General features: G+C 67.7%; 21 protein-coding genes. 13 read left to right on the top strand and 8 right to left on the bottom strand.

Annotation, left to right across the window (positions count from 1 at the left end):
* Positions 1 to 34: 34 nt before the first annotated feature.
* On the top strand, positions 35 to 1,786 hold the full coding sequence (locus QE444_RS01540; protein WP_309737185.1) for an ATP-binding protein: 1,752 nt from the start codon (positions 35 to 37) through the stop codon (positions 1,784 to 1,786).
* Here QE444_RS01540 and QE444_RS01545 read toward each other — a convergent pair.
* Positions 1,783 to 2,004 carry a hypothetical protein gene (locus QE444_RS01545; protein ID WP_309737186.1) on the bottom strand — a complete coding sequence of 74 codons (222 nt, stop codon included), beginning with the start codon at positions 2,002 to 2,004 and terminating at the stop codon, positions 1,783 to 1,785. The two genes, QE444_RS01540 and QE444_RS01545, sit on opposite strands and share 4 nt — an antisense overlap.
* Positions 2,005 to 2,135: 131 nt before the next feature.
* Here QE444_RS01545 and QE444_RS01550 point away from each other — a divergent pair, with 131 nt between their 5' ends.
* The 10 genes from QE444_RS01550 to QE444_RS01595 all read left to right on the top strand — a co-directional run bounded on the left by QE444_RS01550 (position 2,136) and on the right by QE444_RS01595 (position 11,789).
* The gene (locus QE444_RS01550; RefSeq protein ID WP_309737187.1) at positions 2,136 to 2,810 is read left to right on the top strand and encodes a thermostable hemolysin; all 675 of its coding nucleotides are present in this window, start codon (positions 2,136 to 2,138) and stop codon (positions 2,808 to 2,810) included.
* Positions 2,800 to 4,278 (top strand): AMP-binding protein, encoded by a 1,479-nt coding sequence (locus QE444_RS01555; protein WP_309737188.1) that lies wholly within the window; start codon positions 2,800 to 2,802, stop codon positions 4,276 to 4,278. The genes QE444_RS01550 and QE444_RS01555 overlap by 11 nt, the downstream gene beginning before the upstream one ends.
* Positions 4,275 to 4,958 carry a TenA family transcriptional regulator gene (locus QE444_RS01560; RefSeq protein ID WP_208693487.1) on the top strand — a complete coding sequence of 228 codons (684 nt, stop codon included), beginning with the start codon at positions 4,275 to 4,277 and terminating at the stop codon, positions 4,956 to 4,958. Before QE444_RS01555 ends, QE444_RS01560 begins: the two co-directional genes overlap by 4 nt.
* Positions 4,945 to 5,754 carry an SDR family oxidoreductase gene (locus QE444_RS01565; protein ID WP_309737189.1) on the top strand — a complete coding sequence of 270 codons (810 nt, stop codon included), beginning with the start codon at positions 4,945 to 4,947 and terminating at the stop codon, positions 5,752 to 5,754. Before QE444_RS01560 ends, QE444_RS01565 begins: the two co-directional genes overlap by 14 nt.
* Positions 5,751 to 6,398, top strand: coding sequence for a tetratricopeptide repeat protein (locus QE444_RS01570; RefSeq protein WP_309737190.1), 648 nt, complete (start codon positions 5,751 to 5,753; stop codon positions 6,396 to 6,398). Before QE444_RS01565 ends, QE444_RS01570 begins: the two co-directional genes overlap by 4 nt.
* 10 nt (positions 6,399 to 6,408) lie before the next feature.
* On the top strand, positions 6,409 to 7,068 hold the full coding sequence (locus QE444_RS01575; protein WP_309737191.1) for a response regulator transcription factor: 660 nt from the start codon (positions 6,409 to 6,411) through the stop codon (positions 7,066 to 7,068).
* Positions 7,065 to 8,438 (top strand): ATP-binding protein, encoded by a 1,374-nt coding sequence (locus QE444_RS01580; protein WP_309737192.1) that lies wholly within the window; start codon positions 7,065 to 7,067, stop codon positions 8,436 to 8,438. Before QE444_RS01575 ends, QE444_RS01580 begins: the two co-directional genes overlap by 4 nt.
* A 64-nt stretch (positions 8,439 to 8,502) precedes the next feature.
* The gene (locus QE444_RS01585; RefSeq protein ID WP_309737194.1) at positions 8,503 to 9,828 is read left to right on the top strand and encodes a sigma-54 dependent transcriptional regulator; all 1,326 of its coding nucleotides are present in this window, start codon (positions 8,503 to 8,505) and stop codon (positions 9,826 to 9,828) included.
* A gap of 169 nt (positions 9,829 to 9,997) precedes the next feature.
* Positions 9,998 to 11,305: an MFS transporter gene (locus QE444_RS01590; RefSeq protein ID WP_007159929.1), complete on the top strand. Its 1,308-nt coding sequence runs from the start codon at positions 9,998 to 10,000 to the stop codon at positions 11,303 to 11,305.
* 175 nt (positions 11,306 to 11,480) lie between these two features.
* A complete protein-coding gene (locus QE444_RS01595) occupies positions 11,481 to 11,789 on the top strand; it encodes a hypothetical protein (protein ID WP_158895215.1) in 309 nt (102 codons plus the stop codon).
* A gap of 188 nt (positions 11,790 to 11,977) precedes the next feature.
* Here QE444_RS01595 and QE444_RS01600 read toward each other — a convergent pair whose 3' ends face one another.
* Positions 11,978 to 13,936: a DNA topoisomerase III gene (locus QE444_RS01600; protein ID WP_309737195.1), complete on the bottom strand. Its 1,959-nt coding sequence runs from the start codon at positions 13,934 to 13,936 to the stop codon at positions 11,978 to 11,980.
* A gap of 243 nt (positions 13,937 to 14,179) precedes the next feature.
* On the opposite strand from QE444_RS01600, the gene QE444_RS01605 reads away from it, so the two are divergent.
* Entirely contained in the window at positions 14,180 to 14,371 is a 192-nt protein-coding gene (locus QE444_RS01605; protein WP_309737196.1) for a hypothetical protein, read from the top strand.
* A gap of 18 nt (positions 14,372 to 14,389) precedes the next feature.
* Here the strand turns inward: QE444_RS01605 and QE444_RS01610 are convergent, their stop codons facing one another.
* Positions 14,390 to 15,295 carry a LysR substrate-binding domain-containing protein gene (locus QE444_RS01610; protein ID WP_309737197.1) on the bottom strand — a complete coding sequence of 302 codons (906 nt, stop codon included), beginning with the start codon at positions 15,293 to 15,295 and terminating at the stop codon, positions 14,390 to 14,392.
* 155 nt (positions 15,296 to 15,450) lie between these two features.
* On the opposite strand from QE444_RS01610, the gene QE444_RS01615 reads away from it, so the two are divergent.
* Positions 15,451 to 16,065 (top strand): glutathione S-transferase, encoded by a 615-nt coding sequence (locus QE444_RS01615; RefSeq protein ID WP_309737198.1) that lies wholly within the window; start codon positions 15,451 to 15,453, stop codon positions 16,063 to 16,065.
* Positions 16,066 to 16,153: 88 nt separating this feature from the next.
* Here QE444_RS01615 and gcvT read toward each other — a convergent pair whose 3' ends face one another.
* The 5 genes from gcvT to vapB all read right to left on the bottom strand — a co-directional run bounded on the left by gcvT (position 16,154) and on the right by vapB (position 21,582).
* Positions 16,154 to 17,263, bottom strand: a complete 1,110-nt coding sequence (gcvT, locus tag QE444_RS01620; protein ID WP_309737199.1) for a glycine cleavage system aminomethyltransferase GcvT — start codon at positions 17,261 to 17,263, stop codon at positions 16,154 to 16,156.
* A gap of 144 nt (positions 17,264 to 17,407) precedes the next feature.
* Positions 17,408 to 20,263, bottom strand: coding sequence for an aminomethyl-transferring glycine dehydrogenase (gcvP, locus tag QE444_RS01625; protein WP_309737200.1), 2,856 nt, complete (start codon positions 20,261 to 20,263; stop codon positions 17,408 to 17,410).
* A gap of 13 nt (positions 20,264 to 20,276) precedes the next feature.
* Complete coding sequence (gene gcvH, locus QE444_RS01630) at positions 20,277 to 20,639, bottom strand: glycine cleavage system protein GcvH (RefSeq protein ID WP_309737201.1); 363 nt, start codon at positions 20,637 to 20,639, stop codon at positions 20,277 to 20,279.
* Positions 20,640 to 20,938: 299 nt separating this feature from the next.
* Positions 20,939 to 21,352, bottom strand: coding sequence for a tRNA(fMet)-specific endonuclease VapC (vapC, locus tag QE444_RS01635; RefSeq protein ID WP_309737202.1), 414 nt, complete (start codon positions 21,350 to 21,352; stop codon positions 20,939 to 20,941).
* Positions 21,352 to 21,582 (bottom strand): type II toxin-antitoxin system VapB family antitoxin, encoded by a 231-nt coding sequence (gene vapB / locus QE444_RS01640; RefSeq protein ID WP_280308017.1) that lies wholly within the window; start codon positions 21,580 to 21,582, stop codon positions 21,352 to 21,354. The genes vapC and vapB overlap by 1 nt, the downstream gene beginning before the upstream one ends.
* Between the last annotated feature and the right edge of the window lie 31 nt (positions 21,583 to 21,613).

Genomic DNA, 21,613 nt, shown 5'->3' on the forward strand with positions numbered 1-21,613 from the left:
TATCGTCCGGCCATCCCGGTCACGGTCCCCTGTCATGCCTCCAGCCCTGCGCCTGCTGCCGGTCCTGCTGCTCGCCCTGCTCGGCTGCCTGCTGCTGGGCAGCCAGGCCTGGCATCGCGCCGAACAGGCGAGCCTGGCCGAGGCCAGCCTGCTCGGCCAGGAACAGCTGCGCCTGCATGCCAGCGGCCTGCAAACCCTGATCGACCGCTTTCGCGCCCTGCCGACGGTGCTGGCCCAGGACCCGGAGCTGATCGCCGCGCTCACCACCCCGCCCGATGCCGCCGCCACCGAGCGCCTCAATCTCAAGCTGGAGCGCCTGAACACGGCCGCCCAGTCCTCGACCCTGGAGCTGCTGGATCGCAGCGGCCTGGCCATCGGCGCCAGCAACTACCGGCTGCCCACCAGCTATGTCGGCCACAACTACGGCTTCCGGCCCTATTTTCGCGAGACCCTCGCCGGCGGCAGCGGCCGCTTCTATGCCGTGGGGGTCACCACCGGCATTCCCGGCTATTTCCTCTCCCATGCGGTGCTGGACGCCCAGGGGCGCTTTCTCGGCGCGGTGGTGGTCAAGCTGGAATTCCCCGCCATCGAGGCCCGCTGGGGCGAGCATCCCGAGGTCCTGCTAGTAAGCGATGCGCGCGGCGTGGTCTTTGCCGCCAATCGCCCGGCCTGGCGCTATCGCCTGCTGCGCGAGCTGACCCCAGCCGAGCGCGCCGAACTGGCCACCACCCGCCAGTACGACAGGCGCACCCTGCAACCCCTGCCCTATCGCCAGCAGCTAGTGCTCGGCGAGCAGCGCCAGGTGGCCCACATCGAGGCTCCCGAAGGCAGCGCCGACTACCTCTGGGACAGCCTGCCGCTGCCCAGCGAAGGCTGGACCCTGCACCTGCTGCGGCCCACCCGCGACCTGCAGGGTGGCGGCCCGGGCGCGGCGCTGGCCGCCGCCTGCGCCTGGCTGCTGCTGGTCTGCGCCGGTCTCCTGTGGGCGCAACGGCGCCGCCTGCAGCGCCTGCGCCAGCGCAGTCGCCTGGAGCTGGAGCAACTGGTGGAGGCCCGCACCGCGGAACTCCGCACCGCCCAGGACGGCCTGGTGCAGGCCGCCAAGCTGGCCGCCCTGGGGCAGATGTCGGCGGCCCTGGTGCATGAACTCAACCAGCCGCTCACCGCCCAGCGCATGCACCTGGCGAGTCTGCGCCTGCTGCTGGATCACGGTCGGCTGGACGAAGCCCGCGCCGCCCTGGAACGCCTCGATGGCCTGCTGACCCGCATGAGCGGTCTCACCGGCCATCTCAAGACCTATGCGCGCAAGACCCCCGCCGGTCTGCGTGAACGGGTCGATCTGGCCCGGGTGGTGGACCAGGCGCTGGAATTGCTGGAGGCGCGCCGCGCCGAGCTGGCCGTGGAGCTGATCCTGGAGCTGCCGCGTCCGGCCTGGCTGCTGGGCGACCCCATCCGCCTGGAGCAGGTGCTGGTCAACCTGCTGCGCAACGCCCTGGACGCCGTGGCGGAACGACCCCGACCGCAGGTCCGGGTCAGCCTCGCGCAGGAGGGCGAACACTGGTTGCTGGAGGTGGCCGACAACGGCGGCGGCATCGCCGCCGAGCACCTCGACCAGGTGTTCGATCCCTTCTTTACCACCAAGCCGGTCGGCGAAGGCCTCGGTCTGGGCCTGGCGGTCTCCTCGGCCATCGTCCAGGCCCAGGGCGGCAGCCTGACGGCCAGCAACGCTGTGGAGGGTGCGGTCTTCGCCTTGCGGCTACCGGCCGCGCCGGCGTCAGCGGCCTAGCGCACGCAAAGCGTCACCAGCAGGGCGAAGCCCCAGCCGAGCAGCCCGGTCACCAGCAGGGTCGCCGCATCCCAGGGACCGCGGGTGGCATCCAGGAGCGGCAGGCCGACGCCACCCAGCAGGGCGCTGGCGAGGACGCCGGCGAGGATCCGGACCAGAGGCCAGTGGCTGTCGGCCGACTCCTCGGGAGCGGCAGCAAGGGTATCTTCTTCGGACATGGCAGGGCTCCGCCGGGGAATACAGAGCGCGACCCTAGCTGGGCAACCTGAAGCTGCGATGAAGCGGCGCTTCAGATTGCCTTCAGCTTGACCGCCAAGACTGCACCTCGCATTCCCCTGGAGAGGTCGCGATGCTCGACGTGACTTGGCAGTCCCCGCAAGGTTTTACCCTGGCCGATCGCAGCGGTTCGCTGCTGGCCCGCCTGGAGCCGCTCGAGGCGCCCGGTCGCCAGGCGACCGAGGCCTTCATCGGCACCCGTTTCGCCCTGGAGCATGGCGCCCGCATCAGCCACTTCCTGCCACTGCTGCTCGCCCTGCGCGATGCCGAAGGCGTGCTGCAGGCGGCGGTGGGCATCCGCCCCGCCCTCGACCAGCCGCTGTTTCTCGAACGCTATCTGCCGCAGCCGGTGGAGACCCACGTGGCGGCGGCGCTCGGCCGGCCGATCGATCGCGTGGAGGTGGTGGAGGTCGGCAATCTAGCGGCGCTGGGCCCTGGCCAGGCGCGCCTGCTGATCGTCGTCACCACCTGGCTGCTGGCCCGCAGCGGCCGGCGCTGGGTCACCTTCACCGGCCCCACCCGCCTGATCAACAGCTTTCATCGCCTCGGTCTGGCGCCCCAGGTACTGGGCGCGGCCGATCCGGCCTGCCTGGGCGCCGAACGCGAGAGCTGGGGCTCCTACTACGCCAACGATCCCCAGGTCTGCGCCGGCGACATCCACCAGGGCTATCACCAGCTGCTGCAGGCCGGCATCTTCGCCCGCCTGGGCCTTCCCACCCTTGGCGAGGAAGACTGCCATGTCGCCTGAAGCCCGCTCCGTCGTCGATTTCTTCACCACCCTGGAACGCCACGCCTGGCACGGCGACCGGCCGGCGCTGACCGGCAGTCACGAGACCTGGAGCTATGCCCGGCTGCTCCAGGAGGTCACCGCCCGCGCCGCCTGGCTGCGCGAGCACGAGATCCAGCGGCTGGCGCTGGACCTGCCCAACGGCCCCGAATTGCTGGCCTGGGACCTGGCCGCCCTGCGCGCCGGGCTGCCCTGCGTGACCCTGCCGGACTTCTTCAGTCCCGCGCAGCGCGCCCACGTCCTGCGCGACTGCGGCGCCGATCTCCTGCTGGGACGCCCCGAGCGCACCGCGGAATGGGCCGCGGCAGGCTTCACCGCGGGCGCCGGTGGCTGGCAGCGGCCTGCAGCGGCCCGCACTCCGTTGCCGGCAGACACCGCCAAGCTCACCTATACCTCCGGCACCACCGGCACGCCCAAGGGCGTCTGCCTCAAGGCCGGGCAACTGCTGCGGGTGGCCGCCAGCCTGGAAGCCGCCAGCCGGCCGCTGGCGCCCCAGCGCCATCAGGTGCTCCTGTCGCTGGGCATCCTGCTGGAAAATCTCGGGGTCTATGCCGCCTTGCTGGCCGGTGCCGAGGTGGTGGTGCTCAAGGGCAACGACCAGGGCGTCAGCGGTTCCGCCGGCATCGGCTGGGCACAGCTGGCCGCCTGCCTGCAGCAGCGCCAGCCGCACAGTCTGATCCTCATGCCGCAGCTGTTGCAGGGACTCGTGGAACTGGGCGAGCGCGGCCTGCTGCGCCTGGACCCGCTGCGCTTCGCCGCCGTGGGAGGGGCACCGCTGAGCGCGGCGCTGCTGACCCGTGCCAGCGCCCTGGGCCTGCCGGTGTTCCAGGGCTATGGCCTGTCGGAATGCGCCTCGGTGGTGGCCCTCAATCGCCCTGACGCCAACCGCCCGGGCAGCGTCGGCCAGCCCCTGCCCCACGTCCGCCTGCGCCTGGCCGTCGACGGCGAGGTGCTGGCCGCCGGCGTCGATTTCGCCGGCTATCTGGGCGAGCCCGGCAGCGCCACCAACGAGGTGGCCACCGGCGATCTCGGCGAATTCGACGCCGACGGCTACCTCTATCTGCGCGGGCGCAAGAAACACCAGTTCAGCCTGGCCTCGGGACGCAACGTCGACCCGGGCTGGATTGAGGCCGAACTCACCCAGTGCGGAGCCATCGCCCAGGCCTATGTCCAGGGCGAAGGCGCCCGGCACCTGGTAGCGCTGCTCTGGCCGCGCCAGCCGGACCTGCCCGACAGCCTTCTCGCCGATCAGGTCGCCTGCCTCAACCAGCGCCTGCCCGACTACGCCCGCATCGGTGCCTGGCGCCGCCTCGCCGAGCCCTTCACCCCCGCCAACGGCCTGCTCACCGCGACCGGACGCCTTCGCCGCGACGCCATCCAGGCGCACCACGCGGCCCTGCTCTCGGACCTTCTGGAGATACAAGCATGAGTTTCTTCGCCACCCTGCAAGCCGAAACCGCCGCGGAACGCCAGGCGTTGTTCGAGGTGCCCATCATCCGTGCCGCCCTGAGCGGTGACGTCGCCCTGGAGAGCTATATCGCCTTTCTCGGCCAGGCCTATCACCACGTCCGCCACACCGCGCCGCTGATGATGGCCTGCGGTGCCCGCCTGCCGGCGCGGCTGGAATGGCTGCGCGGCGCGGTCTGCGAATACATTGAGGAGGAATACGGCCACGACCAGTGGATCCTCAATGACATCGCCGCCTGCGGCGGCGACGCCGAGGCCGTGCGCGCCAGCCGCCCCGAATTATCCATCGAGCTGATGGTGGCCTATCTCTACGACTTCATCGCCCGCGACAACCCGGTCGGCCTGTTCGGCATGGTCAATGTGCTCGAAGGCACCAGCATCGCCCTGGCCACCCAGGCGGCCGGCGCCATCCGCGGCCAGTTGGGCCTGCCGGCCACCGCCTTCAGCTATCTGGATTCCCACGGCAGCCTCGACCAGGAACACATGGCGACCTATCGCCAGCTGATGGATCGCCTGGACGATCCGGCCGACCAGGCCGCGGTGATCCGCGTGTCCAAGGTGGTCTATCGCCTCTATGCCGACATGTTCCGCGCCCTGCCCGGCGCCGGGCAGCAACCGGAGCAGCGCCATGCAGCTGCCTGACTGCCGCATCCTGCTGACCGGGGCCAGCGGCGGCATCGGCCTACCGCTGGTGGAACAGCTCTGCGCCGGCGGCGCCCAGGTGCTGGCGGTGGCCCGTGACACCCGCGCCCTGCAACCCCTGGCCGAGCGCCTGGGCGCCCGACTGCGCCTGCTCGACGCCGACCTCACCCGCCGCGCCGATCGCCAGGCGGTGCTGGCCGAGGCCAGTCGCGGCCAGGGCGTCAACGTGCTGCTCAACGCCGCCGGCAGCAACAGCTTCGCCCTGCTCGAAGCCCTCGACGAAGATGCCATCGACAACCTGCTGGCGATCAACATCGGCGCGGCCATCCAGCTGACCCGTCTGCTGCTGCCGCTGCTGCGCCGCCAGCCACGGGCGGTGATCGCCCATGTCGGCTCCACCCTGGGTTCCATCGGCTATCCCGGCTATGCGCCCTATTGCGCCAGCAAGTTCGCCCTGCGCGGCTTCACCCAGGCCCTGCGCCGGGAGCTGGCCGATACCCGCATCCGTGTGCTCTACGTGGCGCCCCGCGCCACCCGCACGGCGATGAACAGTCCGGCGGCCATGGCCGTGAATCAGGCGCTCAAGAGCCAGGTTGACGAACCCGCCATGGTCGCCGGCGCGGTGATCCGCGCGCTGGTCGAGGATCGCCAGGAGCTTTATCTCGGCTGGCCGGAAAAGCTCTTCGTCCGTCTCAACGGCCTGCTGCCCGGCCTGGTGGATCGCGCCCTGCGCCGCCAGCTGCCGGTGATCCGCCGCTTCATCGATCCCGCCTTCGCTCCGGAGAAACACCCATGACATCCCCACGCAAGGCCCTCGGCCTGCTGCTCGCCGCCCTGCTTGCCAGCCCCTTCGCCCTGGCCGACGATGGCCAGCGCCTGGCGCAGATCCAGCAACGCTGGGCCGAGATCCAGTACCGCCTGCCCAGCACCGAAAAAGCCGCCGCCTTCGAACAGCTGGCCGGCGAGGCGCGCGCCTTCACCCAGGCCGCGCCCCAGTCGGCCCCGGCGCTGATCTGGCAGGGCATCGTGCTCAGTAGCTGGGCCGGCGCCCAGGGCGGACTGGGTGCGCTGAGCAAGGTCAAGGAAGCCCGCACCGACCTGGAACAGGCGCTCAAGCTCGATCCCACGGCGCTGCAGGGGTCCGCCTACACCAGTCTCGCCGCCCTCTACGATCGGGTTCCCGGCTGGCCGATCGCCTTCGGTGACGCCAGCGAAGCCGATCGTCTGCTGCAGCAGGCCCTCGCCCTCAACCCCAACGGTATCGATACCCTATACTTCTGGGGCGACCACCTGTATCGCCAGAAGCGCTATGCCGAAGCCCGCGCCGCCCTGCTCAAGGCGCAGCAGGCCGCACCCCGGCCCGGACGCGAACTGGCCGACCAGGGACGGCGGGGCGAGATCGCCGCGCTGCTCAAGGACGTCGACCAGAAGCTGAAGTGACGAGGCCCCCATGCGCGTGCTGCTGATCGAAGACGATCCCGACCTCGGCGAGGGCATCCGCACCAGTCTGCGGGAAGAGGGCTATACCCTGGACTGGCTCAAGGACGGCGAAAGCGCCGTCCACGCGCTGCGCGAAGAGGGCTTCGACCTGGTGGTGCTGGATCTCGGCCTGCCGCGCCTGGACGGCATCCAGGTGCTGCGTCAGAGCCGCGCCAACGGCCTGACCACCCCGGTGCTGATCCTCACCGCCCGCGACGACACCGAAGACCGGGTCGCCGGCCTCGACGCCGGCGCCGACGACTACCTGGTCAAGCCCTTCGACATCAAGGAACTCAAGGCCCGCCTGCGCGCCCTCCTGCGGCGGCGCAACGGCCCCTCGCAGATCCAGCTCGAAGGGGGCGGCATATCCCTCGACCCGGCCACCCGCCGGGTCACCTTCGACGGCCAGCCGGTCAACCTCACCCCGCGCGAATACCAGCTGCTGCACGAACTGCTGGCCAATCCGGGCAAGATCTTCAGTCGCGATCGCCTCATGGGGCTGCTCTACGGCTGGGACGAGGGGGTGGAAAGCAACACCCTGGAAGTCCATATCTACAACCTGCGCAAGAAGTTGCGCGCCGACCTGATCCGCACGGTCAGGGGCATCGGTTACCGCCTCGAGTGCCCATGACCTCCATCCGCCGCCGCACCGTCGGCCTGGTGCTTTCGCTGCTGCTGATCGGCACCCTGCTGATCGCCCTGACCAACGTCCACGACAGCCAGCGCGAGATCGGCGAGATCTACGATGCGCAGCTGGCCCAGAGCGCGCGCATCCTACAGGGCATGCTGCGCGCCGCACCCCGCGGCGAAGGCCGCCTGGCGCTGCACGCCAGTGTCACCCAGGCCCTGGCCGAAGCCACCGACAGCCCCTATGGCCACAGATACGAGGCCAAGATGGCCTTCCAGGCCTGGAACGCGCGCGGCGATCCCCTGATGCGCTCGCCCAGCGCGCCCATCTTCATCATGCCGACGACCCCGGGTTTCACCGAGCAGACCCTGGAGGGCGAGGCCTGGTATGGCTTTCTGCTGCCCGATCCCGAGCACGACCTGATGCTCTGGGTCGGCGAGCGCGAAGAGGTCCGCGCCGATCTGGTCCGCCGCATCCTGCGCCATACCCTCACGCCGCACCTGATCGGCCTGGTGCTGCTGTCGCCGCTGGCCTGGCTGGCCATCGGCTGGGGCCTGCGGCCGCTGCGGCGCATGGCCGGGCTGATCCGCCACCGCGATCCGGAATCCCTGCAACCGCTGCAGCTCGATCCGCTGCCGCGCGAACTGGAACCCATGCAGGCCGCGCTCAATCGCCTGCTGCTGCAGATCGAACAACTGCTGCAGCGCGAACGCCGCTTCATCGCCGACGCCGCCCACGAATTGCGCACGCCCCTGGCAGTGCTGCGCCTGCATGCGCAGAACGCCCTGTCCGCGCAGACCGCGGCGGCCCGCGACGAGGCGCTGAAATTCGTCGTCAGCGGCACCGATCGGCTGACCCGGGTGGTCAACCAGCTGCTGATCCTGGCCCGGCTGGAACCCCGGCCGAGCTGGAGCGCCGAGCAGCGCTTCGACCTTCGCACCGCCCTCAGCGCCACCCTGGAAGAACTGGGGCCCTGGATTCTCGACAAGGGCCTGGACCTCAGCCTCGACGCCGAGGCCAGCCAGGTACAGGTCCACGGCGACAGCGCCATGCTGGGCATCGCCCTGCAGAACCTGCTGACCAACGCGGTCAATGTCTCGCCCCCCGGCGGCGAGATCCGCGTCCGGCTGGAGGTCGCCGCCGGCTGGGCCGAGATCCAGGTCCTCGACCAGGGCCCCGGCATTCCCGTGGAGATCCTGCCGCGGCTGTTCGAACGCTTCTACAGCAGTGGGGCGGCCAATGGCGCCGGCCTGGGGCTGTCCATCGTCCAGACCGTCGCCCAGCACCTGGGCGGACGCATCGAGCTGGACAACCGTCCCGAAGGCGGGGCCTGCGCCCGTCTGGGTCTGCCGGTGCTGCCGGACCCCGGCTAGGGACTCGACCACTCGCCAGCCTTAAGGCAAGGTAGCGGCGCACCGGCCGCGAGAGGACGCCCCCATGCAAGCCCAGGTCTATCTGGTCGACGACGAAGCCAGCATCCGCGAAGCGGTGCGCCAGTGGCTGGAGCTGTCGGGGCATCAGGTGCGGCTGTTCGCCCGCGCCGAAGACTGCCTGGCGGCCGTGACGCCGGATTTCGCCGGCGTGGTGGTCAGCGACGTGCGCATGCCCGGCATGGACGGCCTGGCCCTGCTGGACCGGCTGCAGGCGCTGGATCCCGACCTGCCGGTGATCCTGCTCACCGCCCACGGCGACGTCGCCCTGGCGGTCAGCGCCATGCGTCAGGGCGCCTACGATTTCCTGGAAAAGCCCTTCAGCCCCGAGGCGCTGCTCGGCGATCTCGGCCGCGCCCTGGAAAAGCGCCGGCTGGTGCTGGAGAACCGCCAGCTGCACCGCCGGGTCGACGACCAGAGCGCCCTCGCCCGTCGGCTGCTCGGCGTCTCGCCCGGCATCGTCCGCCTGCGCCAGCAGATCCTCGACCTGGCACCGACCCCGGTCAACGTGCTCTTGCGCGGTGAGACCGGCAGCGGCAAGGAACTGGTCGCCCGTTGCCTGCACGATTTCGGTCCCCGGGCCGGCAAGGCCTTCGTCGCGCTCAATTGCGCGGCCATCCCCGAGCAGCTGTTCGAGAGCGAGTTGTTCGGCCACGAGAGCGGCGCCTTCACCGGTGCCCAGGGCAAGCGCATCGGCAAGCTGGAATACGCCAACGGCGGCACCCTGTTTCTCGACGAGATCGAGAGCATGCCCCTGGCGCAGCAGGTCAAGCTCTTGCGGGTGTTGCAGGAGCAGCGCCTGGAGCGCCTCGGCTCCAACCAGAGCATCGACCTGGATCTGCGCATCGTCGCCGCCACCAAGCCGGACCTGCTGGAAGAGGCGCGCGCCGGGCGCTTTCGCGAAGACCTGGCCTATCGCCTCAATGTCGCCGAACTGCACCTGCCGCCGCTGCGGGCGCGACGCGAAGACATCCCGCTGCTGTTCGATCACTTCCTCGCCGAGGCCGGCGCCCGCCTGGGGCGCCCGGTCACCCCGCCCGGTGCGGCGCGGCTGGCCCAGTTGCTGGGTCACGGCTGGCCGGGCAACGTCCGTGAACTGGCCAACGCCGCCGAACGCGAGGTGCTCGGCCTAGGCGCACCAGCCGCGGCCCAGGGCCATTCCCTGGCCGATCAGCTGGAAGCCTTCGAGGCCCAGTGCCTACGCGCCGCCCTGGCCCGCCACGGCGGCGAGATCAAGGCGGTGATGGACGAGTTGCAACTACCGCGGCGCACCCTCAACGAGAAGATGCAGCGGCACGGCCTGGTGCGCGCCGACTTCCGCGACGACGACTAAGGCGCCATCGGCGGAAATCCGCTCATTGCCCGTCGGCTTTCGGCGATCTTTCGCCGATCTGCCCCGGCGAAACCCAGTCAGGATGCGGCTTCGCAACCTGGCACGCGCCCTGCTACAGCCCTTGTCGACGCCCCGAGCGCCCTAATAACAACGACAAGAGGAACACCCTGTGGATAGCACCGCTACCCTCGCGGCCGGCCAGACCGCGCCCAAGACCACCTCGCAGCGCATCAAGTCCATCTTCAGCGGTTCCGTCGGCAACCTGGTCGAATGGTACGACTGGTACGTCTACGCCGCCTTCTCGCTGTATTTCGCCAAGGCCTTCTTTCCCAAGGGCGACCAGACCGCCCAGCTGCTCAACGTCGCCGCCATCTTTGCCGTAGGCTTTCTCATGCGCCCCATCGGCGGCTGGCTGATGGGCCTCTATGCCGACAAGGCCGGCCGTAAGTCCGCGCTGATGGTCTCGGTGATCATGATGTGCGCCGGCTCGCTGATCATCGCCCTCACCCCCAGCTACACCACCATCGGCGTCGCCGCCCCCATCATGCTGGTGCTGGCGCGGCTGCTGCAGGGCCTCTCGGTGGGCGGTGAATACGGCACCTCCGCCACCTACCTGAGCGAGATGGCGACCAAGGAAAGCCGTGGCTTCTACTCCAGCTTCCAGTACGTCACCCTGATCTCCGGCCAGCTGCTGGCGCTGGCCACCCTGATCGTGCTGCAGCAGACCCTGACCGTCGAACAGCTGGAGAGCTGGGGCTGGCGCATTCCCTTCCTGATCGGCGCCGCCTGCGCCGTGACCGCGCTCTACCTGCGCCGCGGCATGGAAGAGACCAGCTCCTTCAAGAAGGCGGAGAAACCCAAGGAATCGCTGATGCGCACCCTGGCGCGCCATCCCAAGGAGTTCTTGACCGTGGTCGGCCTGACCATGGGTGGCACCCTGGCCTTCTACACCTACACCACCTACATGCAGAAGTACCTGGTCAACTCGGTGGGCATGAGCAAGACCGACGCCACCTCCATCTCGGCGGCGACGCTGTTCCTGTTCATGCTGCTGCAACCCGTCGTCGGCGCCCTCTCCGACCGCGTTGGCCGGCGCCCGGTACTGATCGCCTTCGGCGTGCTCGGCACCCTGTTCACCTATCCGATCCTCACCGCCCTGGGTAGCGTCACCTCCTGGTGGGGCGCCTTCGGCCTGATCATGGTGGCGCTGGTGATCGTCAGCTTCTACACCTCGATCAACGCCGTGGTGAAGGCCGAGCTGTTCCCCACCGAGATCCGCGCCCTGGGCGTCGGCCTGCCCTATGCGCTGACCGTGTCCATCTTCGGCGGCACCGCCGAATACCTGGCGCTGTGGTTCAAGAGCATCGGCATGGAGAGCGGCTACTACTGGTACGTGACCGGCTGCATCGCCTGCTCGCTGCTGGTCTACGTCTTCATGAAGGACACCCGCGATCACTCGCGCATCGTCCACGAATAACCGCTCGTCCCTGGGTGCGGGCCTCTCGGTCATTAGATTTGGCCGTCCGGCCCGCACCCCTTTGCCTGGGCTTTGGGGCACGCCATCGTAGTGCCACCGGCAGCGCTCACAACGGTCATTTCGCTGGCCGCTGTGGCGAGTTCGCCCCCTCCTCCCAAGCCCCGGTTACACACTCATGGAAATCGACTACGGTCCCAGCTACGCCAAACTGGGTATCCAGTTTCAATACCAGTGGAGCAGCCTGCTGCGCGATGCCCTGAAGAAACACGGCATCACCGACGCCCAGGCCAAGGCCATCTGCGGCGACTTCGCCTTCGATCTCTCCAAGCTCATCGACGAAGCCGAAATCAAGGCCGACGGCCTCTCCTATCGCCCGGTGATCGCCTTCACCGAGGACGAGGAAACCCTGCTGGTACAGTCCGCTGAATTCGACTATCACGAAGCGGCCTATGCCACTGCGGCAGCAGCGTTCGAGAAGAAGTAAGACTTGCCGGGGGCCTCGTGCCCTCACCCCAACCCTCTCCCCCAGGGAGAGGGAGCGGTCTGGAGCAGTAGCGGGCTTCTTCTCCTGACATGAGCCTCAATGTGGTTTTAGTGTTGCTGCGATAGCGATTCGCGAAACCCGGGCTAAGGCAAGCTCCAGCGACTACACCTACTGATCCCACACCGCCCTCAGCCCGGCTTGACCTTGGGCTTGCGTGCGCGCGGCGGTGCGCCACTCGGCTTGGCTTTGGCTCTGGTCCCGCCCGTACGCCGCTTCTTCTTCCAGGGCGCGCCCTTACCCGCCGGCGGCGGACCGCTGATGGTCAGGGTTAGGCCAAGACAGCGCTCCACCTGCTTGCCCATCCAGGCCGACTGCTTGGTGACGAATTCGGCCAGGCTCAATTCGCCTTCCTGCACCCGATCCAGCGCCTGCTCCCAGAGCGCCGTGGTGCCCGGATCCGCGATGGCCCGGGGCACAGCGTCGATCAGGCCGAAGGCCGCAGGCGTCGCCGCCAGGGCCTTACCCTGCTTGACCAGGTAGCCACGGTCCAGCAGGCCCTGGATGATGCTGGCGCGGGTCGCCTCGGTGCCGATGCCGGTGGTGTCCTTGAGCTTTTGCTTGAGGGCCGGATCTTCCACCAGCTTGGCGACGTTCTTCATCGCCTTGATCAGATCACCCTCGGTGAAAGGCTTGGGCGGCTGGGTCAGTTGATCCTTGCAACGCACCTCCACCACCGGATAACGCTCACCCTCGCGTAGCTCGGGCAGCGCCTGGGGCGGCGGGGCCTCGCGGCCCTTGGGCGGCGTGAGCGACTCGGGTAAGGCGCGACGCCAGCCTGCTTCCACCAGCCGCTTGCCGGTGGCCCGCAGGCGTTCGCCGCCCGCCTCGAAGTCGGCCTGGGTACGATCGAATTCGTGCTGCGGCAGGAACTGCGCCAGGTAACGGGCGCGGATCAGGCCATAGACGTTACGCTCCTGCGGGCTCAGGCGTCCCAAGTCGCGGGTCACCTGGGTCGGGATGATGCCGTGGTGGGCGCTGACCTTCGCATCATTCCAGGCCCGTGAGCGGCGACTGGCGTCCAGATGGTCGCGCAGGGGTGCGAGGCTGCTATCGGCGCTCAGCAAGGCGGCCAATAGCGCTGGCGCCTCGGCATGCTGGGACAGCGGCAGAAAGCCGCAATCGCTGCGCGGATAGGTGATCATCTTGTACTTCTCGTAGAGCGCCTGGGCCACGTCCAGGGTCTGTTGGGCGCCGAGATTAAACCGTTTGGAGCAGACCTCCTGCAGGGTGCCCAGATCGAAGGGCAAGGGCGCTGCCTCACGAATACGTTCGGTCTTGAGCTTGACCAGTCGGGCCTGCCCAGCCGCCTCGATAGCCCGCGCCGCAGCCTGGGCCACTTCGGGCTTGAGGCAGCGGCCCTGGTCGTCACAGACATCCTCTGGCGGCTGCCACTGTGCTTGGAAGCGACTACCCGAGGCGTCCAGGGTCGCCTCCACGGTCCAGAAGGGCACCGGCACGAAGGCGGCGATAGTGCGATCGCGATCCACCACCAGGCGCAGGGTCGGCGTCTGCACCCGCCCGACCGAGAGTACGCCCTGATAACCGGAGCGACGCCCCAACAGGGTGAACAATCGGCTCATGTTCATGCCGATCAACCAGTCGGCGCGCGAGCGTCCCAGGGCGGACTGATAGAGCCCATAGGTTTCGGCACCGGGCTTGAGCGCGGCCAGGGCACGACGGATGGAGACGTCATCCAGCGCTGAAAGCCACAGCCGGCGAATCGGCCCCCGATAGCGGCAATGCTCCACCAGCTCGCGGGCGATCATCTCGCCTTCACGATCGGCATCGGTGGCAATCACCAGTTCGCTGGCCTCGCCCAGCAGGCGTTTGACCACCTTGAACTGGCTGCCGGTGGTCTTCTTGACCTGCAGCTTCCACTGCTCGGGAACAATGGGCAGGTCGTCCAGCGACCAGCGCTTGTAGCGGGCGTCATAGGCGTCCGGTGGCGCCGTTTCCAGCAGGTGGCCGATGCACCAGGTGACGGTCACACCCTGCCCCTGCAGGCAGCCCTCACCACGGCGGGTAGCGCCGAGGACACGGGCGATGTCCTTGGCCTGGGAGGGTTTTTCGCAGAGATACAGCTGCATGGTGGGCGTCGCACAAGGGGAATCGCCACAGGATGCAAAGGCCGCGCGAGCGGCGCAAGGCCTAATCTGTATATCCGTACAGAAAGCGGCGTTTGCGCAAATTCGCCCAGTGGGCCACAGCGCACTCAGGACGTGGATCACAGCTTGAACGGCGGCCGCCGCGGACGCGGAATCTTGCCGATGCTGGACAGTCCTTGGGCTACGGCACTTTCGCCGTTTTTAGCCGAGCTCTGGGAGGCGTCAATGAACACTGTAGCTATGGATCGCGCCACGGCCGAGAGCACCGACGCCGGAAACTTTGTCGACACCGCCAGCGGCCAGGCCCTGCGGGCCAGCATTTCGGCCATGCGCCGGACTACCAGCCAGGTGCAGCGCATCAACGATCAACTCTGGGAAGTCTGGCCGGACGGCCGTCGCAAGCTGCTGCTGCGCTAAGACCTCCCACCCGACGCCCTAGGCGGGCGTCGGTGTATCCAACGCGGCCAGATAGGTCGCGACCTCGGCCTGGATCCAGACGGTGAAGCGCTCCTGCTTTTCCGCCGATTCGGCGCGTTCCGGCCAGACCAGCCAGTAGGCATAGGGATAAGGCGCCACCACCGGACTGAGCTGAACCAGTCGACCTTCGTCCAACGCGGCCTGCACCAGGCTGCGCCGCTCCAGCGCCAACGTCTGTCCAAGGCGCAGCGCCTCCAGCACCACATTGGAGTCGTTCACGCTGATGCCGCGATTGGGCGCCGCTTCGCCCAGACCGGCCGTTTCGCCCCAGTGCTGCCAGGTTTCCTCCGTATGCAACAGCGGCTGCGCGAGGGCCTCGTCCAGGCCGCGCGGCAGTTGCCCACCGTTGTAACCAGGCGCCGCCACCAGCAGCACATCGTCCTGGAACAGCCGTAACGCCGTCAGACCATCCCACTGCCCCTCCCCCATGCGCACCCCGATATCGACCATGCCCTGGCGCAGATCCTGGAAATCCAGGCTGGTCTGGATGCGGATGTGGTACTCCGGATGCAGCGCACGAAAACGGGGCAACCGGGGCAGCAGCCAGTGGGTGGCGAAGGAGGGAAAGGTGGCGAACACCAGTTCGTTGCGACGCGGACGGGCCTGCAGCCGCCGCGTGGCTTCGCCCAGATCCTCGAGCAACTGGCGGACCTGCCCGGCATAGACCCGGCCGTCACCGGTGACCTCGATCCCACGCCCTTGCCGCTCGAACAGCACCATGCCCAGCTGATGCTCCAGGCCCTTCACCTGCTGACTCACCGCGGCATGGGTGAGGTGCAACTCGCTGGCGGCACGGGTCACGCTGCCGAGACGAGCTACCGCCTCGAAGCAACGCAGGGCATTCAGCGGCGGCACGCGCGACATGTAAGCTTTCCTTAACGATCCGGTTAGATTTTCTCGCTGGTAGCAGCTTCTCCGAATCCTTAATGTCTTGTCTAGAGCGGAACCCAGCGTGAAACATACGACACGGGTGACGTTCCACGTGAAACAGGATTCACTCTTTCTGACAGGACGCCCCCATGCAACTCATCGGCATGCTCGACTCCCCCTATGTGCGGCGAGTCGCGATCTCCCTTCGCCTGCTGGTACTGCCTTTCGAACTGCGCCAGGTGTCGCTGTTTCGCGAGGTCGAGCGCTTTCGCAGCTTCAATCCGGTGCTCAAGGCACCCACGCTGATCTGCCTGGACGGTCAGCGGCTGATGGATTCGTCGCTGATTCTGGACTATGCCCAGCACCTCGCCTGTGGCAGTCGGCAATTGCGGCCGAGCGGCCACGCGGCCCGGGCGACCGCCCTCAGTCGCAGCGGCTTGGCCCTGGCCCTGTCCGAGAAGGCGGTGCAGCTGGTGTACGAGCGTAACCTAAGGCCGGAAGAGAAGCGGCATGCGCCCTGGCAGCAACGCGTGGAGGGACAGTTGCGCGCGGCCTGTGGCGCTCTCGACAAGGCCTGGCTGGGCCCGCGTCCACCGCTGGGTGAAGACAGCATCGGCCAGGACGCCATCGACACGGCGGTGGCCTGGACCTTCCTGCACTTCGCCCTTCCCGGGCTGATTGAGCGGCGCAATTACCCAACGCTGGAGGCCCTAACCGCCGAAGCAGAGGCGCTGTCGGTGTTTCGGGATTATCCGGTGGCGTGAGGGGGGCGTTGGGCTTCGCTGGCGCTCAACCCAACCTACGGCACGCGCTCGTAGGTTGGGTTGATCAACGCGAAGCCCAACACTCAGATCAACCGCGGTAATACCGCTGCGGCACGAAGGGGGTCTTGGCGACCTTGACCGGCACCTGCTTGCCGCGCACCACGGCGAATAGCTCGGTATCCAGGGCAGCGAAGTCGCTGTCGACATACCCCATGGCCACCGGCGCCCCCAGGGTCGGGCCGAAGCCGCCACTGGTGACACGGCCGATGCTGGCGCCATTGGCATCGACCAGCTCCGCACCCTCGCGCACCGGCACCCGCTCCTGCACCAGCAGGCCGACGCGCTTGCGGCTCACGCCCTCACGCTGTTCGGTGAAGATACGCTCGGCACCGGGGAAACCGCCGGCGCGACCGTTGCCTTCACGACGCACCTTGGACAGCGCCCACCCCAGGTTGGCCATCACCGGCGTGGTGCCGCCGTCCATGTCATGGCCATAGAGGCACAGACCGGCTTCCAGGCGCAGGGAGTCGCGGGCGCCCAGGCCGATGGCCTCGACTTCCGGCTCGGCCAGCAGATGGCGCGCCAGGGCTTCGGCAGCGGCGCTGGGCACCGAGATCTCGTAGCCGTCTTCGCCCGTGTAGCCACTGCGGCTGACGATGCAGGGCTGGTCCAGCAGCTTGACGCGACGCACCTGCATGAAGGTCATTTCCGCCACCTCCGGCGCCAGGCGCGCGAGCACCGCGGCAGCGGCGGGACCTTGCAGGGCCAGCAGGGCGCGGTCGAATTGCGGCAGCACCTGGCAGCGATCGCCCAGGTGCTTTTCCAGGTGGGCGAGGTCGGCTTCCTTGCAGGCGGCGTTGACCACCAGATAGAGGCAGTCACCCAAGTTGGCGACCATGAGGTCGTCGAGGATGCCGCCGTTGTCGTCGGTCAGCAGGGCATAACGCTGCATGCCGCTGGGCAGGTCGATGATGTCGACCGGCACCAGGGTCTCCAGCGCCTCGGCGGCTTCTTCGCCTTCGAGCATGACCTGGCCCATGTGAGACACATCGAACAACCCGGCCTGGGCGCGGGTGTGCTGGTGCTCCTTGAGCACGCCGAGCGGGTATTGCACCGGCATCTCGTAGCCGGCGAAGGGCACCATGCGGGCGCCGAGTTCCAGGTGCAGGGCGTGCAGCGAAGTCTTGAGCAGGGACATGGTGGGGCTCCGTGTCGGGTGGCGGCTGTCGCGCCCCAGGCAAGGGGAACAGGACAGCGCTGGGCTATGAGGACGCGACGTGGGTGATCGGGTCAGCCCTCACCCCCGGCCCTCTTCCTGAGGGAGAGAGGCCGGGGGTGGGGGTCAGGCCTCGCCGTAGGCTTCGATCGGCGGGCAGGAGCAGACCAGGTTGCGATCGCCGTAAACGTTGTCGATGCGCGCCACCGGCGGCCAGTACTTGCCGTCCACCAGGCTCGGCAGCGGGAAGACCGCCTGCTCGCGGCTGTAGGGGTGGGTCCACTCACCCGCCAGTTCGCGCGCGGTGTGCGGCGCGTTCTTCAGCGGGTTGTCCTGGGGATCCAGGGTGCCGGTTTCCAGGGCGCGGATCTCTTCGCGGATGGCGATCATGGCGTCGCAGAAGCGATCCAGTTCCTGCTTGGACTCGCTCTCGGTGGGCTCGATCATCAGGGTACCGGCCACTGGGAAGGACATGGTCGGGGCATGGAAACCGAAATCGATCAGGCGCTTGGCCACGTCGTCCACGGTCACGCCGCTGCTGTCCTTGAGCGGACGCAGGTCGAGGATGCACTCGTGGGCCACCAGGCCACCGGTGCCGCTATAGAGCACCGGATAATGCTCTTCCAGCCGGCGGGCGATGTAGTTGGCGCTGAGGATGGCGATCTGCGAGGCGCGGGTCAGACCAGCGCTGCCCATCATCTTCAGGTACATCCAGGAGATCGGGAGGATGCTGGCGCTGCCGTAGGGCGCCGCGCAGACCGCGCCTTCCTTGCGTTCCAGCCGGGCATGGCCGGGCAGGAAGGGTGCCAGGTGCGCCTTGACGCCGATGGGGCCGACGCCCGGACCGCCGCCGCCGTGGGGGATGCAGAAGGTCTTGTGCAGGTTGAGGTGGGAGACGTCGCCGCCGAACTGGCCCGGGGCGCAGAGACCAACCATGGCGTTCATGTTGGCGCCATCGATATAGACCTGGCCGCCGTGGTCATGGACCACCTGGCAGATCTCGCGGATGGCTTCCTCGAACACCCCGTGGGTGGACGGATAGGTGATCATCAGCGCGGCCAGGCGCTCGCCATGCTGCTCGGCCTTGGCGCGCAGGTCGTCGAGGTCGACGTTGCCGCGCTTGTCGCAGGCGACCACCACCACGCGCATGTCAACCATGCTGGCGGTGGCCGGGTTGGTGCCGTGGGCCGACGCCGGGATCAGGCAGACGTCGCGCTCACTCTCACCACGGCTCGCGTGATAGGCACGGATGGCCAACAGGCCGGCGTACTCGCCCTGGGAACCGGCATTGGGCTGTAGGGAGACGGCGTCATAGCCGGTGGCGGCGCAGAGCATGGCTTCCAGCTCGGTGGTGAGCTGGGCATAGCCCTCGGCCTGGTCAGCCGGGGCGAAGGGGTGGATACCGCCGAATTCGGCCCAGGTGACCGGGATCATCTCGCTGGCGGCGTTGAGCTTCATGGTGCAGGAGCCCAGCGGGATCATGGTGCGATCCAGCGCCAGGTCCTTGTCCGCCAGCTTGCGCAGGTAGCGCATCAACTCGGTCTCGGACCTGTGGCTGGCGAACACCGGATGGGTCAGGAAGGCCGACTGGCGCTGCAGCGCTGCGGGCACTTCCACGCCCTGGGCATCGCCCAGCTCGGCGACCTGGGGCGCGGGCTTGCCGTCGGCCAGGATCTCCAGCAGCGCCTGGACATCGGCCAGGGTGGTGGTCTCGTCCAGGGATACGCTCAGGGCCTCGGCACTGACTTCGCGCAGGTTGTAGCCACGGGCACGGGCGGCCTCGTGCAGGGCGGCGGTGCGCGCGCCGAACACTAGGGTCAGGGTGTCGAAGGCGGTGTGCTGGGTCTCGTGGCCCAGGCGCTGCAGGCCGGCGGCCAGCAGGCTGGTCAGACGCTGCACCCGGGTGGCGATGCGGGTCAGGCCTTCGGGACCGTGGTAGACCGCGTACATGCTGGCGATGTTGGCCAGGAGCACCTGGGCGGTGCAGATGTTGCTGGTGGCCTTCTCGCGGCGGATGTGCTGCTCGCGGGTCTGCAGCGCCAGGCGATAGGCCGGGTTGCCGTGGCGGTCGATGGAGACGCCGACGACACGACCGGGCATGTCGCGCTTGTACTTGTCCTGCGTGGCGAAGTACGCCGCGTGCGGACCGCCGAAACCGAGCGGTACGCCAAAGCGCTGAGCGGTGCCGATGGCCACGTCCGCACCCAATTCGCCGGGCGGGGTGAGCAGGGTCAGGGCCAGCAGGTCGGCGGCCATGGCCACCAGGGCACCGGCGGCCTGGAAGGCCTGGATGCTCTCCCGGTAGTCACGGATCTCGCCGGTGGTCATGGGGTACTGGAACAGCGCGCCAAAGAAGCGGCCGTGGTCCTCGATCTCGGTTTCCACGCCCACCACCACCTCAATGCCCAGGGGCTCGGCGCGGGTACGCAGGACGTCCAGGGTCTGCGGATGGCAATGCACGGAGGCGAAGAAGGCGCTGGCCTTGTTTTTCGCCAGGCGTTTGCAGAAGGTCATGGCCTCGGCGGCGGCGGTGCCCTCGTCCAGCAGCGAGGCGTTGGCCACCGGCATGCCGGTGAGGTCGCCAATCAGCGTCTGGAAGTTGAGCAGCGCCTCTAGGCGACCCTGGGAGATCTCGGGCTGGTAGGGGGTGTAGGCGGTGTACCAGGCCGGACTTTCCAGCAGGTTGCGCAGGATCGGCGCCGGGGTGTGGGTGTTGTAGTAGCCCTGGCCGATCAGGCTCTTGAGCAGGCGATTCTTGCCGGCGATAGTGCGCAGCTCAGCCAGAGCGTTGGCTTCGGACAGCCCGGCGGGCAGGTCCAGTACGCTGGTGCCCTTGATGCTCTCGGGGATCACCTGGGCGGTCATAGCGTCCAGGGATTCGTAGCCGAGCAGGTTCAGCATGGCGATCTCGTCCAGCTCGCGCGGACCGATGTGGCGCGGGACGAATTCGTCGGCGGTGCTGAGGGTGTCGTGCAGCGACATGGCGGTCTTACCCCTAGATCAGTTGCTGATAGGCAGCTTCGTCGAGCAGCGCGGCGAAGGCTTCGGCATTGGCGGGCTGGAAACGAAAGAACCAGCCGGCGTTCAGCGGATCGCTGTTGATGGTCTCGGGCGCATCATTGAGCGCCTCGTTGACGGCCAGGACCTCGCCGTCCAGCGGCATGGTGATGTTGCTGGCGGCCTTGACCGACTCCAGCACCGCCACTTCATCGCCCTGGGCGTAGCTGCGCAGCTCCGGCAGTTGCACGAAGACCAGATCGCCCAGCGAGTCCTGAGCATAGTCGGTGATGCCGACGGTGATGCTGCCATCGGCTTCCTGACGCAGCCATTCGTGTTCTTCGGTATAGCGCAGACCCATTGCCAGACTCCTGCGGACCTTTGTCCTGATGGATAGATGGGGTCTGGCGGTGCAAGGGTGATGCCAGGAATAAAAGCCAGTATTTTCAGGGGTTTAGCTGGAGGCCCACAATTGCTCTGTAGTGAAATCATTACGGCTGGCGGTTTAATCGATCATAGCCGTATCGATTAGCAAACATCGTATCGAAATCGTTACGATGTTAGCCAGGCTCATGGGTCCGACAGCTGGGCTGTACGGTGGGGCACAGGCTGTTCCCTAGCCCGCTGATGGAGACAGAGACGGATCAAACCTCTCGCTCGCTAATTCCCTGTCGCGGTAACCCAGTCTTCGACGCGCAAGCCTGGTACCCGATCGAACTCGCGACGATTGTTAGTGACCACGATCAGGCCCAGAGAGCGCGCATGTCCCGCGATCATCTGGTCGTAGGGACCGATCTGCTGCCCCGCTCGGGCTAATTCGGCACGCAACTGCCCGGTGTGCGCCGCGGCTTCGGGACCGTACTTCAACACCTCCAGACGCGCGGCGAAGCCCTCGATCACCGCCAGGTTGCGCTCCGGGCTGGAAGATTTTTCTGCACCGTAGATCAGCTCCATCAGGGTGATCGCACTGATACACAACTGCCCCTGGTGCCGGTTGAAGGCCTCGCGAACCGACACCGGTCGGTTCTTGATGGTGTAAATGCAGGTGTTGGTGTCGAGCATGAACTTGAGCATCAGAAGCCCTCGCGTTCCTGCTCGGCAGGCTGATCACGTTCCGCCATGAAATCCGCCGTAACACACTCTCCCTCAAACCAGGAATCCCAGGATTCCCCGGCAGGGGTAATGATTCTGGTGCGGCCTAGGGCAACCACATCGACGCGCTTCACGTCTTCGGGCAGGGCAACCGCCTTTGGCAGTCTTACCGCCTGACTGCGATTGCTTTGAAATACGGCACCTTGATCCATGATCGACCTCCCGGGATATATCGGTTGTATA

Origin of the sequence: Pseudomonas sp. SORGH_AS_0199 (genome assembly GCF_031453735.1) — a bacterium.
GTDB classification, from domain to species: domain Bacteria; phylum Pseudomonadota; class Gammaproteobacteria; order Pseudomonadales; family Pseudomonadaceae; genus Chryseomonas; species Chryseomonas aestiva.

Bases quoted from the DNA above. Each gene is read 5' to 3' on its own strand.
- QE444_RS01540 (WP_309737185.1), top strand. From the start codon at position 35: ATGCCTCCAGCCCTGCGCCTGCTGCCGGTCCTGCTGCTCGCCCTGCTC.
- QE444_RS01610 (WP_309737197.1), bottom strand. From the start codon at position 15,295: ATGTCGCGCGTGCCGCCGCTGAATGCCCTGCGTTGCTTCGAGGCGGTA.
- QE444_RS01600 (WP_309737195.1), bottom strand. From the start codon at position 13,936: ATGCAGCTGTATCTCTGCGAAAAACCCTCCCAGGCCAAGGACATCGCC.
- QE444_RS01545 (WP_309737186.1), bottom strand. From the start codon at position 2,004: ATGTCCGAAGAAGATACCCTTGCTGCCGCTCCCGAGGAGTCGGCCGAC.
- gcvH (WP_309737201.1), bottom strand. From the start codon at position 20,639: ATGGGTCTGCGCTATACCGAAGAACACGAATGGCTGCGTCAGGAAGCC.
- gcvT (WP_309737199.1), bottom strand. From the start codon at position 17,263: ATGTCCCTGCTCAAGACTTCGCTGCACGCCCTGCACCTGGAACTCGGC.
- gcvP (WP_309737200.1), bottom strand. From the start codon at position 20,263: ATGTCGCTGCACGACACCCTCAGCACCGCCGACGAATTCGTCCCGCGC.
- QE444_RS01565 (WP_309737189.1), top strand. From the start codon at position 4,945: ATGCAGCTGCCTGACTGCCGCATCCTGCTGACCGGGGCCAGCGGCGGC.
- QE444_RS01615 (WP_309737198.1), top strand. From the start codon at position 15,451: ATGCAACTCATCGGCATGCTCGACTCCCCCTATGTGCGGCGAGTCGCG.
- QE444_RS01585 (WP_309737194.1), top strand. From the start codon at position 8,503: ATGCAAGCCCAGGTCTATCTGGTCGACGACGAAGCCAGCATCCGCGAA.
- QE444_RS01575 (WP_309737191.1), top strand. From the start codon at position 6,409: ATGCGCGTGCTGCTGATCGAAGACGATCCCGACCTCGGCGAGGGCATC.
- QE444_RS01555 (WP_309737188.1), top strand. From the start codon at position 2,800: ATGTCGCCTGAAGCCCGCTCCGTCGTCGATTTCTTCACCACCCTGGAA.
- QE444_RS01605 (WP_309737196.1), top strand. From the start codon at position 14,180: ATGAACACTGTAGCTATGGATCGCGCCACGGCCGAGAGCACCGACGCC.
- vapB (WP_280308017.1), bottom strand. From the start codon at position 21,582: ATGGATCAAGGTGCCGTATTTCAAAGCAATCGCAGTCAGGCGGTAAGA.
- QE444_RS01550 (WP_309737187.1), top strand. From the start codon at position 2,136: ATGCTCGACGTGACTTGGCAGTCCCCGCAAGGTTTTACCCTGGCCGAT.
- QE444_RS01570 (WP_309737190.1), top strand. From the start codon at position 5,751: ATGACATCCCCACGCAAGGCCCTCGGCCTGCTGCTCGCCGCCCTGCTT.
- QE444_RS01580 (WP_309737192.1), top strand. From the start codon at position 7,065: ATGACCTCCATCCGCCGCCGCACCGTCGGCCTGGTGCTTTCGCTGCTG.
- QE444_RS01560 (WP_208693487.1), top strand. From the start codon at position 4,275: ATGAGTTTCTTCGCCACCCTGCAAGCCGAAACCGCCGCGGAACGCCAG.
- vapC (WP_309737202.1), bottom strand. From the start codon at position 21,352: ATGCTCAAGTTCATGCTCGACACCAACACCTGCATTTACACCATCAAG.
- QE444_RS01595 (WP_158895215.1), top strand. From the start codon at position 11,481: ATGGAAATCGACTACGGTCCCAGCTACGCCAAACTGGGTATCCAGTTT.